Here is a 16,636-nt window from a genome sequence, read left to right as displayed (position 1 = left end):
TCGCGAGTTGGGGCGGCCTGGCGGCCGCGAAAGAGGGCGCGCGGCGGTGAAGTCTCCACTCGCAGAGCTCGCGGAGACGCTGTGGCTGGGGCGAACAGCTGGGGCTGGGTTTTGTTGTTGGGGTTGGTGTTGGTGTTGGTGTTGGTGTTGGGGTTGGGGTTGAGGCTGGGTTGGGTTTGGTTAGGTGTCGGGTTGCTCGCGGGGTCGTAGGGTGGGTGCGAGGCAGACGATGGCGCCTGTCAGCGTTCCGGCTGCTGCCAGTGCTCCTTGCAAGCCGATCCAGGCGGTCAATGCTCCTACTAGGACTGGGCAGAGCAGGAACCCGAGGTATCCGCATGCCGCCACTGCTGCGATCGCCCGGCCCGGTGAGTCGCCGGGCTGTCGCCCTGCGGCGCTCCAGGCCACTGGGACTATTCCGGCCACGCCCAGGCCCACCACGGCGAACCCGACCAGGGCCGTCGTGGGTGCTGGTACTGCTACCACCAGCGCGAACCCGGCGACAGTCACCGCTGTGGCCACTCGCACGAACCGTACTGGGCCCACCTGCGCCACCAGGCGGTCGGTTACCAGGCGGACGGCGATCATGGTCGTCGAGAAGGCGAAGTAGCCCAATGATGCGAACGCGGCTGACGCGCTGGTCACGTTGTTCAGGTAGACGGCGCTCCAGTCGTTGACCGTTCCCTCGGCGAAGAAGCCGCAGAAGGCGATTGCCCCGAGGGGGATCAATGCTCGTCCGGGCAGTGCGAACGCGGTGCCGCCCTGGCCTTGATCGGCACCCGGCAGGAAGCCGAAACCCACTGCGCCGACAGTCACTGCCAGCAAGGCGACGCCCATCAGGGCGAAGTGCACGGTTACGGGCACCTGTGAGACAGCCATCAGGCCGCCGATGCCGGAGCCGACCAGGCCGCCGATGTTCCAGAAGGCGTGGAATCCGGCGAAGATCGGCCGTCCGTACTCCTGCTCGACCCGCGCCGCGTGGGCGTTCATCGACACGTCGAGCAGGCTGTTTCCCATCCCGAGGACGGCCAGCGCGGCGATCAGCGTTCCCGGGCCGGGGGCGAACGCGACCAGCGGGAGCCCGGAACACAGCACGACCGCTCCCGCGACGGCTCCCGTTCGGCTGCCGATCTTGGTCAGCAACGGGCCCGCCGCGAGCAGCATCACCACCGACCCGGCGGCCAGTCCGAACAGCCCCACGGCCAGCTGCCCGGCGCTCAGGCCCAGCTTGTCCTGCACCGCGGGCACCCGCGCCGCCCAGGTTGAAAACCCCGCCCCGCACGCCGCGAAAACGACGGAAACAGCAACACGCGCCCGCCTCGGTTCCTGCCCCACCACTACCCCCATGACCGGTCCCCAAGAAACAGCTGAAGGTCGCCCTTGCTGCGTTCAACGCACCAAGGGCGACCTTCAGCAGGTCGGACGCGGCAAAGGCGACCTTCAGCTGTTCTTCCTCGCTTACTTCGCCTTCGCGGTCGCCGTCTTCTTCGCGGCTGCTGCCTTGGCGGCCGTCGTCTTCGCGGCCGTTGTCTTCGTCGCGGTCGTCTTCTTGGCCGCCGCGGGCTTGCGAGCCGGAGCCTTGCGCTTCGGCGCCGGGCCCTTCGCGCGCTTCTCGGCCAGGAGCTCCGACGCACGCTCGGTCGTCAGCTCTTCGATGCTGTCGTCCTTGCGCAGGGTCGCGTTGTACTCCCCGTCGGTCACGTACGCGCCGAAGCGGCCATCCTTGACCACCATCGGCTTCTTGGACACGGGGTCCTCACCGAGCTCCTTGAGCGGCGGCTTGGCGGTCGCGGAGCGGCCACGCTGCTTCGGCTCGGAGTAGATCTTCAGCGACTCGTCGAGGGTGATCTCGAACAGCTGGTCCTCGGTCGTGAGCGAGCGCGAGTCCGTGCCCTTCTTCAGGTACGGCCCGTAGCGCCCGTTCTGCGCGGTGATCTCGTCACCGGACTCCGGGTCCTTGCCGACGACGCGCGGCAGCGAAAGCAGCTTCAGCGCGTCCTCCAGCGTCATGCTCTCGATCGCCATCGACTTGAACAGCGAGCCCGTACGCGGCTTCGGCGCCTTCGCCTTCGCGGCCTTCTTCTGCGCCGGAGTGGCGTCCTCGGGCAGGGGTTCGCCCTCGGGCAGCAGCTCCGTGACGTACGGGCCGAAGCGGCCTTCCTTCGCCACGATCATGTGCCCGCTGACCGGGTCGGCGCCCAGCTCACGGCCTTCCTGCGGCGTCGCGAAGAGCTTCTCGGCGAGCTCAAGGGTCAGCTCGTCCGGCGGCAGCTCCTCGGGCAGGTTCGCCCGCTGCGAAACGCCGTCGACCTCACGCTCGAGGTACGGCCCGTAGCGGCCGACCCGCACGACGACCTTGTGCCCGTCGGAGTCGTTGAACAGGCCGATCGAGTTGATCAGGCGCGCGTCGATGTCCTCGACGCTGCCCTCGACCAGCTTCTTCAGCCCGCCGAGGCGGCCGATCGAGCCGTTTACGCCCATGTCCCCGCCGAAGTAGAACTTCGACAGCCACTGGGTGCGCTGCTCGTCGCCGTTGGCGATGCGGTCGAGCTCGTCCTCCATGCCAGCCGTGAAGTCGTAGTCGACGAGCCGCTCGAAATGCTGCTCCATCAGGCCGATCACGGCGAACGCGACCCACGACGGAACCAGCGCGGAGCCCTTCTTCCAGACGTAACCGCGGTCCTGGATCGTCTTGATGATCGAGGCGTAGGTCGACGGGCGGCCGATGCCCAGCTCTTCCATCTTGCTGATCAGGCTCGGCTCCGAGTACCGCGCGGGCGGGGACGTGGTGTGCCCGTCCGGCGTCAGCTCGTCCGCGGTCAGGTCCTGGTCCTTGACCAGCACCGGGAGGCGGCTCTGCTTGTCGTCCGCCTCGCCACCGGCCTCGGTGTCCACGGCCTCGACGTACGCCTTGAGGAACCCGGCGAAGGTGATCGTGCGGCCCGAGGAGGAGAACGTGCACTCCTCGCCGCTCGTCGCGGTGCCGACGATGCGCACGGACATCGTGGTGCCCTTGGCGTCGTTCATCTGCGACGCGATCGTGCGCTGCCAGATCATCTCGTACAAGCGGAACTCGTCGGCGTCCAGCTCGCCCGCGACCTGCCCCGGCGTGCGGAAGACCTCGCCCGACGGCCGGATCGCCTCGTGGGCTTCCTGCGCGTTCTTCACCTTGCGGGTGTACTGCCGCGGCGACGGCGAGACGTACTCCTTGCCGTACAGCTGCGTCGCCTGGCTGCGCGCCGCCGAGATCGCCGACTCCGACAGCGTCGTCGAGTCGGTACGCATATAAGTGATGTAACCGTTTTCGTACAGCTTCTGCGCGATCCGCATCGTGCGCTCCGAGGTGAACCGCATCTTGCGGCCCGCCTCCTGCTGCAGCGTCGACGTCATGAAGGGCGCGTACGGCTTGCGCGTGTACGGCTTCTCCTCGACGCTCGAGACCTTGAAGTCTCGGCCCTTGAGCCCCTCGGCCAGGCGCCGGGCGTCGGCCTCGGCCAGCACGCGGACCTCGTTGTTCGACGCCTTCAGCGTGCCTTCCGAGGTGAAATCGCGGCCGGTCGCCAGGCGGGCGCCATCAACGGCGATCATCCGGGCCGGGAAGTTCCGCGGCGCCGCTTCGGCACCGGCATCCATGGTCGCCGAGATGTCCCAGTACGAGGCCGAGGTGAAGCGCATCCGCTCCCGCTCGCGCTGGACCACGATCCGCGTTGCCACGGACTGCACCCGGCCCGCCGAAAGCTTCGGCATGACCTTCTTCCACAGGACCGGCGAGACCTCGTAGCCGTAGAGGCGGTCGAGGATCCGGCGCGTCTCCTGGGCGTCGACCAGGTCGGCGTCGAGCTCACGGGTGTTCGCGGCGGCGGCCAGGATGGCCGCCTCGGTGACCTCGTGGAACACCATGCGCCGAACCGGCACCTTGGGCTTGAGCGTCTCCAGGAGGTGCCAGGCGATGGCCTCGCCTTCCCGGTCAGGGTCCGTCGCGAGGTAGAGCTCGTCGACGTCCTTCAGGAGGCTCTTCAGCTCGGAGACCTTGGACTTCTTGTCCGGCGTGACGATGTAGAGCGCCTTGAAGTCGTTGTCCACGTCGACCCCGAGCCGCGCCCAGGACTCGCCCTTGAACGCCGCCGGCACGTCCGCCGCACCACGCGGCAGATCACGAATGTGCCCGACGGAGGACTCGACGACGTAGTTGCTGCCGAGATAGGGAGCGATCTTGCGGGCCTTGGTGGGCGATTCCACGATCACCAGCCGCCGACGCCCGGCGCCGTCCGCTCCGGGATCGCTCTTCTTCGTCCGTGCTCCTGCCACGCTGTCCCGCTCTCCACTCTCATCCCCGTCGTCACCACCCGCGACGACGGTCACGCTGGTCATCAGCTGTTCGAGGAGGGGCCCTCCCCCGCCTCTCGACCCGTCAGTGTGCACGCCCGTCAAGCCACCGCGACGCCTAGGTGACGCAACACGCCGCAGCCCCTGTGTGAAGCGCATCGCCGCTGACCTCGACGATGTTTCCTTTCAAGACCTAGCACGTGATGTCCGCCACGTGCTGCACGAGGGTACCGGTAGTCGTCCGCATACCCTCCGTTCGACGGTAGTGGGCGGCACTCCGCAAACGCTTCACTTGGTGCCACGCCCAGCCGAAAGGATCCACCATGACCCGACGCCTCCTCGGTGCCCTGTTCGCCCTGCTGACGGCATCCGCCCTGGTGGGAGCCAGTCCGGCCAGCGCGGCGACGACCACCTTCGCCGGTACGGTCGCGCTGTCCAACTGCTCCGGATCGGTGGTCAAAGCGCCCGGCGCGGCGGCGTCCGACCCGGCTCTCGTGATGTCCAACGGCCACTGCCTGGAAGAAGGCTTCCCGAGCGCGGGCGAGGTCATCGTCAACAAGGCATCACAGCGAACCTTCAGTCTTCTGTCGAAGGACGGCAGGTCGAAGCTCGGGACGCTGCGGGCCAAGAAGCTGATCTACGGGACGATGACCGACACGGACGTTTCGCTCTACCAGCTGAACACCAGCTACGCCCAGATCCAGCAGACTTACGGCATCGCCGCGCTGGAGCTGTCCACCGCGCACCCGGCCGCCGGCGCGCACATCGACGTCGTGTCCGGGTACTGGAAGAAAATCTACTCCTGCAACATCGACAACTTCGTCAACGAACTCCACGAAGGTGAATGGGTCTGGAAGGACTCGATCCGCTACACCTCCGCCTGCAAGACCATCGGCGGCACCTCCGGCTCCCCGATCGTCGAAACCTCGACCGGCAAGGTGATCGGCATCAACAACACCGGCAACGAGGACGGCGAGCGCTGCACCGTCAACAACCCGTGTGAGGTGGACGCGAACGGCCAGGTCACCGTTCACCAGGGCATCAACTACGGCGAGGAGACCTACGGGATCCCGGCCTGCCTGAAGGCTGGCAGCGAAATCGACCTCGCCAAGGCGGGCTGCGCCCTGCCCAAGCCGTAGTCCCAACTGCCCCTGAAGGCCACCTTCACGGCGTAAAACGCCGTGAAGGTGGCCTTCAGGGGCAAACGGGGTCAGCCTGCCTGCCTCGCCGGGAGCAGCTCCGGCCAAGCGGCTTCGGCGCCGGGCGGCGGGTCACCGATGAGCTCGCGCAGGCACTCCAGCCTGCGTCGGCCGGTCACCTTGATCGCGGGCAGTTCGGCCTTCGGGCCCAGTAGCCGCGCGGGCACGCCGAGCGGCGCCAGCGCCGCGGCCAGCCGCTCGTGGGTCTCCGGCGCATCGGGGTCGACCGCGAGCAGGTACGCGTTGCCATACTGACTGCCCCCGGCGAGCGCCCACATCCGCAGCATCGCGCCGCTCAGCCGGAAACCGTCCGGGACGGCCTTCTCGTCGCCACAGCGCCAGCGGGACGCGAACGGCAGCAGGTCGACCCGGAAGGACGTCCTGACCAGCGGACGGCCGCAGTCGGCTAGGTGGACCTGTGCGTCCGCGCCACGACGTCGGCATTCGCGCACGAGGGCGCGGGCACGCCACGGCTCCTCGATGACGGCACTGAGGCGCGCGGCAGTCCGGCCGAAGCTCGCTATCCGCCCCGGGCCGCACAGCACTCCGGCGAGGTCGGCCAGCCCTGGCCCGCTCGCCTCCGCCGAGAAGAACGAGATCGTCCGGTCCACACGGACCAGGATAGAACATCCGTTCGAATTACCGCGACCGCTGCGCCGGAAATTCTGCGACTATTCTCGGCGCTCTCTCAACGCGGGCGCGGGGCCGGGGCCGCGGTGAGTTCCTGGCAACCGGACGCCCGCTGGCTCGCGGCAGCCAGCGCGGGGACCTTCTTCAGGCCGTTGAGCAAGTCGACCGAGGACAGTTCGTCCAGCGACGCGCGGGCCTCGCCGAGCGCGGCCTTGATGGCGCCCGCGTCCGCCGAGGCCGCGTCGAGGTGGCTGCGAACCTGGTCCGCGCGATCCCGGATGGCGCTGAATTTCGTCACGACTTCGAGCCGTGACGCGTCCCCGGCGGCCAGGGGTGCGGGGCCGAGCCGGTGCAGCCCGCTGAGCGTCTCGTCCAAGCCGCTGACCACTGAAGACAGGAGCTCACTCGAGGTACGGGAGGCCCGCTGCGGGGTGCTCGGATCGACTGTCGGCAGCGTGGCCAGCGTCCGGACCAAGTGGGAGACGGCTCCGCAGTACCCGTCGGCCCAGGTGGCGACGGGATCCTGGTCCGAGGCGCCGGAAGCCCCACCCTGACGGGCCTCGGGGACTGTCGGCGTCTGCTGCCCGCAACCGGCCAGAAAGATCCCGATACCCGTTGCCAGCGCGGCAAGAACGGTCAACCGCGGCCGCACGAATACACCTCCTGCTCGACGAGCCCTCTCCGTCTTTCCGACGGTACCGATACCGGGTGGCTTCGCAAGTCGCCGGGCAAGGACCACCCGGACTCTCCCAGCTCGTGGTCACTTTTCGCGTCACCTAGGACTGCTGGCAGCGGGGGGCGTTCTTGGTCAGCGCGGCGAGTTGCGGGGAGGCCATGATGTCCTTCAGCGGGTCCTGAGCGCTGCCCAAGGTCGTTTGCAAGCCCTGAAAGGCTTGGCCCGCCTCCGCGAGCGACTTCTGGTCGTCCTCAGGCGTGGCATCGAGTTTCTTCTTCGCGCCCGTGACCTGGTCTTTCGCCGGGGTGAAGGCGTCGATCAGCTTCTTCTTCGCGACGTCGCCCGCGGGTACCGGTGCGGCGTCGAGCGCGGACAATCCGCTGACCGCCGACCCCAGCGCGGATTCCGCTTTGGCGAACAGGGCGTCGATGATCGCGCGGCCGCCCGCGATGTCGCCCGGCTGGATCTGTGGCTGCTGCTGGGCGAGGGTGTCCAGCTCGTTGAGCCCGGTCAGCGAGCCGCAGTAGCGGTCGACCCAGGCCACGCCTTTCGGGTCCGCTGGAGCGGCGGCCGACGAGCTCACGGCCGGAGCGGGCGGTGCAGGCGGTGCGGGCGGTGCGGCCGCGTTGCCGCCAGAACACCCGGCCACCAGCATCGCCAGGCCGACGGTCACCAGTGCGGCAGCGCGTTTCATGGACTCTCCTCGAAGCGGTGGTCATGGAACGAAAACCGGGCCCGGCGCACGAGGTGCGCCGGGCCCGATCGGTACTTCGGTGTCGCAGGTCAGGCCTTGGTGGCCGCTGCGGGAGTGTCCGTCGAGAGGACCGTTCCACGCCGCTTCGAGACCACGACCGCCACGACGATGACCACCACCGCGACGAGCGAGATGAGGATCCGCACCGGTGCGTTGGCGCTGTCGCCGATGGAGAACTGCACGACGGCAGGCGCGATCAGCACGGAGACCAGGTTCATCACCTTGATCAGCGGGTTGATCGCGGGACCGGCGGTGTCCTTGAACGGGTCGCCCACGGTGTCACCGATGATGGTGGCCTCGTGTGCGGACGAGCCCTTGCCGCCGTGGCTGCCGTCTTCGACCAGCTTCTTCGCGTTGTCCCACGCGCCACCCGAGTTGGCGAGGAAGATCGCCATCAGGGTGCCGGTCGCGATCGCACCGGCCAGGTAACCGGCGAGTGCGCCGGTGCCAAGGCCGAAACCGACCGCGATCGGGGCGAACACCGCGAGCAGACCCGGTGTCGCCAGCTCACGCAGCGAGTCGCGGGTCACGATGTCGACGACCTTGCCGTACTCCGGCCGGGTGGTGCCCTCCATGATGCCCGGGATGTCGCGGAACTGACGCCGGACTTCCCGCACGACCGCGCCTGCCGCCCTGGACACCGCGTTGACCGCGAGACCGGAGAACATGAACACCACGGCCGCGCCGATGATCACGCCGACCAGGGTCGACGGGTTCACCACGTTGGCGACGAACTGGCCGGCACCACCGACAGCCTTGGTGATGGCGTCGGAGTAGGAACCGAACAGCGCCGTCGCCGCGAGGACGGCGGTCGCGATCGCGATGCCCTTGGTGATGGCCTTGGTGGTGTTGCCGACCGCGTCGAGCTCGGTGAGGATCTGCGCGGCCTTCTCGTCGACGTCACCGGACATCTCGGCGATGCCCTGCGCGTTGTCCGAGATCGGGCCGAACGTGTCCATCGCGACGATGACGCCGACGGTGGTCAGCAGGCCGGTACCGGCCAGTGCCACCGCGAACAGCGCGATGCCGCCGCCGAGCAGGTACGCCCCGAACACCGCCGCGGCGATGACCAGCGCGGTGTAGACGGCGGACTCGAAACCGACCGAGATACCGGAGAGGATGACGGTCGCGCCACCGGTCTCCGAGGTCGCGGCCACGTCCTTGACGGGCTTGTACTCGGTGCCGGTGTAGTACCCGGTGAGCTTCAGGATGACCGCGGCCAGCACGATGCCGATGATCACCGCGACGGTCGCGATGACCGCCGGGTTGCCCGACTCGGTGACCGCGCCGCCGGTGAGTTCCGCGAACGTGCTCGGCAGGTAGACGAACGCCGCGATGGTCGACAGCACCGCTGAAATGACCGCGGAGATGTAGAACGAGCGGTTGATCGTGACGAGGCCGCCTTCGCCGACCTTCGCCTTGGTGATGTAGACGCCGATCACCGCGGTGATGACGCCGATCGCCGGGACGATGAGCGGGAAGATCAGGCCGTGCACGCCGAACGCCGTGCTGCCGAGGATCAGGGCCGCGACGAGCATGACCGCGTAGGACTCGAACAGGTCCGCCGCCATGCCGGCACAGTCACCGACGTTGTCACCGACGTTGTCGGCGATGGTGGCCGCGTTGCGCGGGTCGTCCTCGGGGATGCCCTGCTCGACCTTGCCGACCAGGTCGGCGCCAACGTCGGCGGCCTTGGTGAAGATACCGCCGCCGACACGCATGAACATCGCGATCAGGGCCGCGCCGAAACCGAAGCCTTCGAGCACCTTGGGCGCCTGGCCGGTGTAGACCAGCACCACGACCGCCGCGCCGAACAGGCCGAGGCCGACGGTGATCATGCCGACGACGCCGCCGGTGCGGAACGCGAGCCGCATGGCGACCTCACGGCCGCCTTCTTCACGCGAGGCCGCCGCGACGCGCAGGTTCGCCTGCGTCGCCAGCCACATGCCGAGGTATCCGATGCTGAACGAGAACACCGCGCCGATGAGGAAGAAGATCGATCGCCCGATCTTCTCGCCCCAACTGTCGGCCGGTAGGGCGAACAGCAACACGAACACGATCACGCCGAAGACGACAAGGGTGTTGCGTTGCCGCTTGAGGTAGGCGGCCGCGCCTTCCTGCACTGCTTTGGCGATGTCCTGCATCTTGGGGGTGCCCTGGCCGGCGGCCAGCACCTCTTTCATCAGGACATAGCCAACAACCAGTGCGGCAAGGGCGACCACGGCGATCACACCCACGATGGTGTAATCACCTCCGGAGAGCGTGAGGCCCTCCGCGAGGAACTGCCGGGACATTCGTCCTCCTGGAGACGTCGCCTTAAGCCAACAACGAACCCGCCGAGGATTTGGCGCGCCGACGTTGGCATGGGATCTACACCGAGCGCCCCGGTCGTCGTGCGCGACTCAACGCACGTCTCCCATGACGCTCGCCACAGGTGGTGTGGATTGCGGGAGTGTATTGGTAGAGCGGCAGGCGTCGGCAGGGCGTCCCGGATGCGGTACGTTCCGTGATCATGTGAGACTCCTCACTTGATCGATCCGTAGTCGCGATTCACGGCCTTTTCCGAACTTGTCGGTGGCCTGTGTCAAGCTCGGAAAGTGGATACCGCCGCGGATTCGAGCAGAGGCCGCTGGCTGCTGGGCCGGGTCACCGCCGGGATCCCGGCCGAGCGAAGCCCGATCACGCACGTGGCCGACCTCCCGGCCCAGGAAGCGTCCTTCGCCGAGTGGCCGGAGTGGGCCGCTCCGGCGGCGGTCGAGGCGCTGCGGGCGGGTGGGGTCAGCGCGCCGTGGACGCACCAGGCCGAGGCGGCGTCGCTGGCGTTCGCCGGGCGGCACGTGGTCGTGTCGACGGGCACCGCCTCCGGTAAATCGCTGGCGTACCAGTTGCCGGTGTTGTCCGCCCTGATCGCCGACGAGAAGGCGACCGCGCTGTACCTGTCGCCGACCAAGGCGCTGGGCGCGGACCAGCTGCGCGCTGTGTCCTCTTTGGACATCCGGCCGGTGCGGGCGGCCTCGTTCGACGGGGACACGCCGATGGCCGAGCGTGACTGGGTGCGCGCGCACGCGAACTGGGTGTTCACGAACCCGGACATGCTGCATCGCGGGATCCTGTCTTCGCACGCGCGATGGGCCCGGTTCTTCAAGCAGCTCTCGTACGTCGTCGTCGACGAGTGCCACAGCTATCGCGGTGTGTTCGGGTCGCACGTCGCGCTGTTGCTGCGGCGGCTGAAGCGCGTCGCGCGGTACTACGGCGGCTCGCCGGTCTTCGTGCTCGCTTCGGCCACGACGGCGGAGCCCGCGGCGTTCGCCGAGCTGCTGACTGGAGTCGAGTGCACGGCGGTCACCGAAGACTTCTCGCCTCGCGGAGCACGCACTGTCGCGCTGTGGGAGCCGCCGCTGCTCACCGAGATCACCGGCGAGAACGGCGCCCCGGTCCGGCGTTCGGCGGGCGCGGAGACGTCGAGGATCCTGGCCGAGCTGGTGATCGAAGGCGCCCGCTCGCTGGCGTTCGTCCGGTCCCGGCGCGGCGCGGAGCTGACGTCGCTGGGCGCGAAGCGGATCCTGTCAGAAGTGGACCCGGCGCTGGCCGACGCGGTGGCCGCGTACCGCTCGGGATACCTGCCTGAGGAGCGGCGGGCCCTCGAAGCCGCGCTGCTGTCTGGCCGGTTGCTGGGGGTGGCCACGACGAACGCGCTGGAGCTGGGCGTGGACATCGCCGGGCTGGACGCCGTCGTGCTGGCGGGGTACCCGGGCACGCTCGCGTCGTTCTGGCAGCAGGCGGGCCGCGCCGGGCGCGCGGGCGACGCGGCGCTGGTGGTGTTCGTCGCGCGGGACGACCCGCTGGACACCTACCTGGTGCACCATCCGGGAGCCTTGCTGGACAGACCGGTCGAAGCGGCGGTGCTCGACCCGGCGAACCCGTACGTCCTGGCTCCGCAGCTCGCCTGCGCGGCCGCGGAGCTGCCGCTCACCGAGCCCGAGGTCGCGGAGTTCGGCGGGGACGCGGCGCGCGCCGTCCTCGACGACCTGGTCGCCGAGAAGATCCTGCGGCGCAGGTCGAGTGGCTGGTACTGGACCTCCAGGGACCGGCCGCATGCCGAAGTCGGGATCCGGGGCTCCGGCGGCGAACAGGTAGCGGTGGTCGAGGCCGATTCCGGGCGGATGCTCGGCACGGTCGACCCGGGTTCCGCGTGCTTCGCCGTCCATCCCGGGGCGGTGTACCTGCACCAGGGCTCGTCGTACGTCGTCGACGAACTGGACCTGGAGACCGGGCTCGCGCTCGTGCACGCCGAAAACCCGGACTGGAACACGTCGCCGCGCGAGATCGTCGACATCACGGTGGAGAGCACGCTGCAGCGCAGCGACTACGGCGGTGTGAGCGTGTGCCTCGGCGAGGTCTCGGTGACCTCGCAGGTGGTCGGCTACCTGCGGCGGCGGCCGTCCGGCGAGGTGCTGGACCAGACGCCGCTGGACCTGCCGGAGCAGAGCCTGCGGACGAGGGCTGTCTGGTACACGATCTCGGCGGAGCTGCTGGGAAGTGATTCGGCGGGGACCGGGGGTGCTGCGTCGGTGGGGACCGAGGTGACTTCCGTAGTGGGGACCGGGGAAGCCGGCAGGACACCGGGGGGCGCCGGATTGGATCCGGCGCGCGTCCCCGGTGCCCTGCATGCCGCCGAGCACGCGGCGATCGGCCTGCTACCGCTGTTCGCTACGTGCGACCGCTGGGACATCGGCGGCGTGTCCACCGCGTGGCACGAGGACACCGGGGAGGCAACGGTGTTCGTGCACGATGGTCATCCCGGGGGTGCGGGATTCGCCGACCGCGGTTTCGCCGCGGTGGTCCCATGGCTGCGCGCAACGCGGGAGGCGATCATCTCCTGCGAATGCCCGACGGGGTGCCCGTCCTGCGTCCAGTCACCGAAATGCGGGAACGGTAACGATCCGCTGGACAAGGCGGGTGCAGTAGCCGTGCTGGGAACCGTGTTAGGGGCTGTGCGTCGGCACGGTTCCTAGCGGCCGGCCACTAGGTGGCTTTGGGCGGGTGGCTTTGGGCGGGTGGAGAAGGGAAATCAGGCAGCCGTGGTCTCGACGAGGTGAGCCGTCAGGTCGGCCTGCTCACCGGCGAGCGCGCGGACGAGAACCTCGTGCACCGCGGCGGCCGCCGGCAGCTGCCAGCCCCAGACCTCGGGCTTGACCCGCCAGTGGACCACGCCGAGCTGGAACGGCGAGGGGGGCAGCGGGATGTAGCTGTCGGCACCGTGCCACTGGATCGTGGCCTGATCGGCCAGCTCCGCGGGAATGTGGTCGGCGACGGTGGTGAGGAACAGCCAGCGGCCGTTGGGCATGGCCACGATCGGCGCCGGGTGTCCGGTGGCCCGCAGCAGGCGGGCGGCCCGCTTGCCGAGCTCGTCACTGACCTCGATGGCGTCGAGCACGGTGCCGGTGGCGACGAGGAGGCTGTGCGTGCGGTCGTTGAACCAGGTGGCCGCTTCGTGGGCGTGGGTGCCCAGCAGCTCGCGCCAGTTGTCCTTGGCGGGAACCGGACGGCGCCAGGTCAGGTCGTCCTCATCGGTGATCGAGTCGGGGTTGGCACCCGGCATGACAGGCCAGCCACGCCAGGCGAGACCGATCGCCTCCGCCCGCAGTTCGATGCGGAAGGCGTTCCGCCAGCTGTCCGGCCAATTCGCGTCCAACATGCTGTTTCCTGTCTGTGTGTATCGCCTGCGGTGTGTGTCGCCGGCGCCTGCCGCCACCCGCGCCGCTTCGAGGTGAGGTGGCGCACATCTCAATAAACGGCAATTTGCAGTTTGCGTGAAGACCCCACGCGACAACCGGCGGTTACCGGGCGATGAACGCGCGGTAGCACACCGTCCGACCGAATCCGGGCGAACCGATCATCGGACGCTGACGACCGGAGATGTGCCGTTCGTCGCACCAGACCCCGGTATCCACACTTTCGCCGAGCGACACGCGGTTGCTGAAGTACCCGCTCGACCCCAGGAAAACGGCACTTTTGACCGTTCGCCGTGTGCCAGCGACCGCTGCTCGTGCCTCGGCGCCGCCGCAGGTCGTGATCAACGGGTCAGGCCCGGGTGACCGTTCGTCCGGCGGACCTACGGCGGCTTGTCGACCGGCCCGGCGCGGGCCCGTGCGCCCACCGGGCCGAACCTCGCCAGCGCGCCCGGCAGCGGCGAACGGACCTCGACGAGCGCGTCTCGCCGCTCCCAGCGACAGGTCACCAGCGCGACGGACATGCCCTCCGCCACCCAGCGCGCCCGCTGGCAGGCCTTGCCGGGGCCCTCCGCCGCGTGCGCGGCCGCGGCGAGCGCCGCCAGGTCGGCCGCGGACTCGGCTCGATGCCGGGTGACGACCACCGCGCCGAGCCAGTAGACGAAACCGACGACACACAGCAGCGCCGCGATGATCGACGCCGTCCACACGGTGGCGACCCCTCGATCCCGCTCAGCCCGCACGACCGGCCTCCGTTCCCGGCTCGGCAACGGCGTAGGCCCGCGCCTGGAGGTGGAGGCCCGGCAACAGGCCCACCGCCGGGTCGGCACGGATCTCGGCGGTGAACGCGTCGCCCTCGCGATGAACCTCCAGGCGCGCCCCCGCCGGCGCGATCCGGCGGACGGCGTCCTCCGCCAAGGCGGGCTCACCCCGCGCCAGCAGCCGGGCCGCCTCGCGGGCGGCGTCGGTGCAGCGCACCTGATCACCTGCCGCGCCAACGCCGGCCAGCAGGAGACCGAACACGGCCGTCAGCGCGGACAGGCCGATCGCGGCCTCGACCGTCACGGACCCGCCGTCACGCCGGAGGACCACGGCCATCAGAACGTCACCGACAACGCCCGCTGGACCAGCGCGGTCAGCGCGGCGAGGACCGAGTCCCCGGTGACGACGGTGTAGAGGACGGCCGCGAGCGCGGCGGCGGCCAAGGTGCCGATGGCGTATTCCGCCGTGCTCATCCCGGCGTCGGAGGTGCGCAGTCGCTGGAGTTTCATGGTGGTGCCTTTCTGTCCTTTGTGGATGGTCAAATGAACTCGCCGAGACGCTGGGCCAGTCCGATGACGACCGGCAGCACGCCGAGGCAGAAGAAAGCGGGCAGGAAGCAGAGCCCGATCGGCGCGGCCAGCACGACCGCGGCCCGTTCGGCCCGCTCCTCGGCCTCGGCCGTCAGCAAGCCGCGAAGGCGCTGTGCGAGGTCGGCCGAGAAGGTGGCGAGCGCGGTACCGGCACGAGCTGTCCGGACCGCGGCCACCGCGAGTTCGCCCGTTCCCGGGCACTCACGGACCGGCGCCCACGCTTCGGCCGGATCCGCGCCCAGTGCGAGCAGCGCGGCAGTGGACCGGAACGCGGCGGCTGTTCCCGGCGGCGCGCCCTGCGCCACGGCTTCGAGGGCGACGGGCACCGGCAAGCCACCGCGCAGGCAGGCCGCGAACAGGTCGAGCACGGCCGCCGAGCGCAGGAAGTCCACGGCTCCGGCGCGACGGGCCGCACGCCGGAGCGTTCGCGGGGCGCCCCAACCGGCACCGAGCCCGGTGACGACGCCCCAACCCACACCCGATCCCCCGCCGAGCCCGGCGAACACGCCCGCACCCGTGAGCAGGCCGACCCAGGCGGGGATCGCGGCACGGGACCGCAACCAGACCGGCACCGGACGGGTGGCTGGAGACATCGGCACCAGCCGTCGTCCCGCGGGCCACGACAACAGGGCCGCGGCCATGAGCGTGATCGCGACGGCGCTCATCGGAGGACCACCCGTCCGGTGAGCGCCCGGCACCACGCCGTGCCCGCCCAGATCAGGAGACTGCCGAGTACCAGCAGGAACTGGCCGGGCACCGTCGCCGCGAAGACGTGCAGCGGCGCGGCGCCCATGCCCTCGCCGAGCAGCACGCAGGCCAGTGGCAAGGCCGTCAGCACTGCGGCGCTCGCCCGCGGACCGGCCATCTTCGCCTTCAACCTGCGCGCGAATCCCACCCCGGCCTCGACGTCGCGCCGGGTGGCGTCGAGCACCTCGGCCATCGGCAGGCCGAACCGCCTCGCCAGCGCCCAGGCGTTCGCCAGCTCCGGAAAGCTCTCGCCCCCGGCCAGTGGATCGCCGTCCAGCCGAGCCGCGGCCGCCAGCGCGAGCAGCCGGTCGGCCGCCTCCGGCACCGCCTCGGCCGCGGCTTCCGCCGCGAGGACCGGATGGGCGCCCGACCGCAGCTCCGCGACCATGACCCGCAACGCCGACGCGGCGCCTTCGGACGCGGCCAGTTCAACGCGGCTCCTCGCCCGGCCCCGCCACTCCTGGCGGCACACCAGCGCGAGCACGCCGACGGCGAGCACCCCTCCGGCACCCAGCAAGGGCCAGACGGCGACCACCGGCACAAAGCCGAGCCAGCCGAACCACGAGCCCGGTGGCGACCACGAAGCGCGGCGAAGCGCTCCGGGAAACCGGCGTGCCGGGGTCGGCCAGCACAACATGGCGGCGCCGCCGAGGGCGAAGGAACAGGAGACGGTCAGCACCGCGCTGCCCTCCGGCGGTCGAAGAGTTCGGTGAAGAACGGCCTTTGTTCGGTCCACTGGCCGTCACGCCAGACCGACACGACCCTCGGCTCACCGTCGAGGCGGGACAGGACGCCGACCTCGTCCAGCCGCCGGACCCCGTCGGCTGTCCGCCTCATGTGCAAGACCACTCGCACGGCGGCCATCAGCTGGCTGTGCAGCGCCGTCCTGCCGAGCCCGCCCAGCGCCGCCAGCGCCTCCAACCGGGCCGGGACCTCGGCCGGTGAGTTGGCGTGCAGCGTGCAGGCGCCGCCTTCATGCCCGGTGTTGAGTGCGTTCAACAGCGATCCGACCTCTCCGCCTCGCACCTCACCGACGATCAGCCTGTCCGGGCGCATGCGCAGGGCCTGGCGCACGAGCTCCGGCAGGCCGACCCCGCCAGCGCCCTCGACGTTCGGCGGCCGCGAAACGAGCCGGACGAACTGGGGATGCGTGGGCTGCAGCTCGCCCGCGTCCTCGACACATTGTTTATACACCCGTTATTTGATAAAATGATCTTGTAACG

The 16,636-nt window shown here is 69.7% G+C and carries 14 protein-coding genes and 1 pseudogene; 2 read left to right on the top strand and 13 right to left on the bottom strand.

The features are described 5' to 3' along the window. Window positions 1–180: 180 nt before the first annotated feature. Together QMK34_RS30265 and topA are read right to left on the bottom strand one after the other, a co-directional pair. On the bottom strand, window positions 181–1,344 hold the full coding sequence (locus tag QMK34_RS30265; RefSeq protein ID WP_326417927.1) for an MFS transporter: 1,164 nt from the start codon (window positions 1,342–1,344) through the stop codon (window positions 181–183). Between the two features lie 111 nt (window positions 1,345–1,455). Beyond that, complete coding sequence (gene topA, locus QMK34_RS30260; protein WP_326417942.1) at window positions 1,456–4,305, bottom strand: type I DNA topoisomerase; 2,850 nt, start codon at window positions 4,303–4,305, stop codon at window positions 1,456–1,458. 341 nt (window positions 4,306–4,646) lie between these two features. Between topA and QMK34_RS30255 the strand changes: the two genes are divergently transcribed. Continuing rightward, window positions 4,647–5,462: a S1 family peptidase gene (locus QMK34_RS30255; protein WP_326417926.1), complete on the top strand. Its 816-nt coding sequence runs from the start codon at window positions 4,647–4,649 to the stop codon at window positions 5,460–5,462. Between the two features lie 71 nt (window positions 5,463–5,533). Here the strand turns inward: QMK34_RS30255 and QMK34_RS30250 are convergent, their stop codons facing one another. The 4 genes from QMK34_RS30250 to QMK34_RS30235 all read right to left on the bottom strand — a co-directional run bounded on the left by QMK34_RS30250 (window position 5,534) and on the right by QMK34_RS30235 (window position 9,876). Next, the gene (locus QMK34_RS30250; RefSeq protein WP_326417925.1) at window positions 5,534–6,133 is read right to left on the bottom strand and encodes a hypothetical protein; all 600 of its coding nucleotides are present in this window, start codon (window positions 6,131–6,133) and stop codon (window positions 5,534–5,536) included. Between the two features lie 77 nt (window positions 6,134–6,210). After that, entirely contained in the window at window positions 6,211–6,804 is a 594-nt protein-coding gene (locus tag QMK34_RS30245) for a hypothetical protein (protein ID WP_326417924.1), read from the bottom strand. A gap of 124 nt (window positions 6,805–6,928) precedes the next feature. Then, window positions 6,929–7,522, bottom strand: coding sequence for a hypothetical protein (locus tag QMK34_RS30240; protein ID WP_326417923.1), 594 nt, complete (start codon window positions 7,520–7,522; stop codon window positions 6,929–6,931). An 89-nt stretch (window positions 7,523–7,611) separates the two neighbouring features. After that, window positions 7,612–9,876, bottom strand: a complete 2,265-nt coding sequence (locus tag QMK34_RS30235) for a sodium-translocating pyrophosphatase (RefSeq protein WP_326417922.1) — start codon at window positions 9,874–9,876, stop codon at window positions 7,612–7,614. Window positions 9,877–10,179: 303 nt separating this feature from the next. Here QMK34_RS30235 and QMK34_RS30230 point away from each other — a divergent pair, with 303 nt between their 5' ends. Continuing rightward, window positions 10,180–12,597 carry a DEAD/DEAH box helicase gene (locus QMK34_RS30230; RefSeq protein ID WP_326417921.1) on the top strand — a complete coding sequence of 806 codons (2,418 nt, stop codon included), beginning with the start codon at window positions 10,180–10,182 and terminating at the stop codon, window positions 12,595–12,597. Between the two features lie 56 nt (window positions 12,598–12,653). Here the strand turns inward: QMK34_RS30230 and QMK34_RS30225 are convergent, their stop codons facing one another. The 7 genes and pseudogenes from QMK34_RS30225 to QMK34_RS30195 form a co-directional block, all read right to left on the bottom strand. Continuing rightward, the gene (locus QMK34_RS30225; protein ID WP_326417920.1) at window positions 12,654–13,280 is read right to left on the bottom strand and encodes a bifunctional DNA primase/polymerase; all 627 of its coding nucleotides are present in this window, start codon (window positions 13,278–13,280) and stop codon (window positions 12,654–12,656) included. A 417-nt stretch (window positions 13,281–13,697) separates the two neighbouring features. Beyond that, the gene (locus QMK34_RS30220) at window positions 13,698–14,057 is read right to left on the bottom strand and encodes an Rv3654c family TadE-like protein (protein WP_326417919.1); all 360 of its coding nucleotides are present in this window, start codon (window positions 14,055–14,057) and stop codon (window positions 13,698–13,700) included. Continuing rightward, the gene (locus QMK34_RS30215; protein ID WP_326417918.1) at window positions 14,047–14,412 is read right to left on the bottom strand and encodes a TadE family type IV pilus minor pilin; all 366 of its coding nucleotides are present in this window, start codon (window positions 14,410–14,412) and stop codon (window positions 14,047–14,049) included. The genes QMK34_RS30220 and QMK34_RS30215 overlap by 11 nt, the downstream gene beginning before the upstream one ends. Further along, window positions 14,412–14,585 (bottom strand): DUF4244 domain-containing protein, encoded by a 174-nt coding sequence (locus QMK34_RS30210; RefSeq protein WP_326417917.1) that lies wholly within the window; start codon window positions 14,583–14,585, stop codon window positions 14,412–14,414. The genes QMK34_RS30215 and QMK34_RS30210 overlap by 1 nt, the downstream gene beginning before the upstream one ends. 29 nt (window positions 14,586–14,614) lie before the next feature. Continuing rightward, window positions 14,615–15,331, bottom strand: a complete 717-nt coding sequence (locus QMK34_RS30205) for a type II secretion system F family protein (RefSeq protein ID WP_326417916.1) — start codon at window positions 15,329–15,331, stop codon at window positions 14,615–14,617. Beyond that, on the bottom strand, window positions 15,328–16,092 hold the full coding sequence (locus QMK34_RS30200) for a type II secretion system F family protein (protein WP_326417915.1): 765 nt from the start codon (window positions 16,090–16,092) through the stop codon (window positions 15,328–15,330). Before QMK34_RS30200 ends, QMK34_RS30205 begins: the two co-directional genes overlap by 4 nt. Then, a pseudogene (locus QMK34_RS30195) lies at window positions 16,086–16,595 on the bottom strand (ATPase, T2SS/T4P/T4SS family); the annotation flags it as partial. The gene QMK34_RS30200 and the pseudogene QMK34_RS30195, both read right to left, overlap by 7 nt. Between the last annotated feature and the right edge of the window lie 41 nt (window positions 16,596–16,636).

The organism is Amycolatopsis sp. H20-H5 (genome assembly GCF_035828755.1).
Taxonomy (GTDB): Bacteria; Actinomycetota; Actinomycetes; order Mycobacteriales; family Pseudonocardiaceae; genus Amycolatopsis.
The sequence above is the reverse complement of the archived record's forward strand: the minus strand, read 5'-3'. Positions and strand labels throughout refer to the sequence as shown.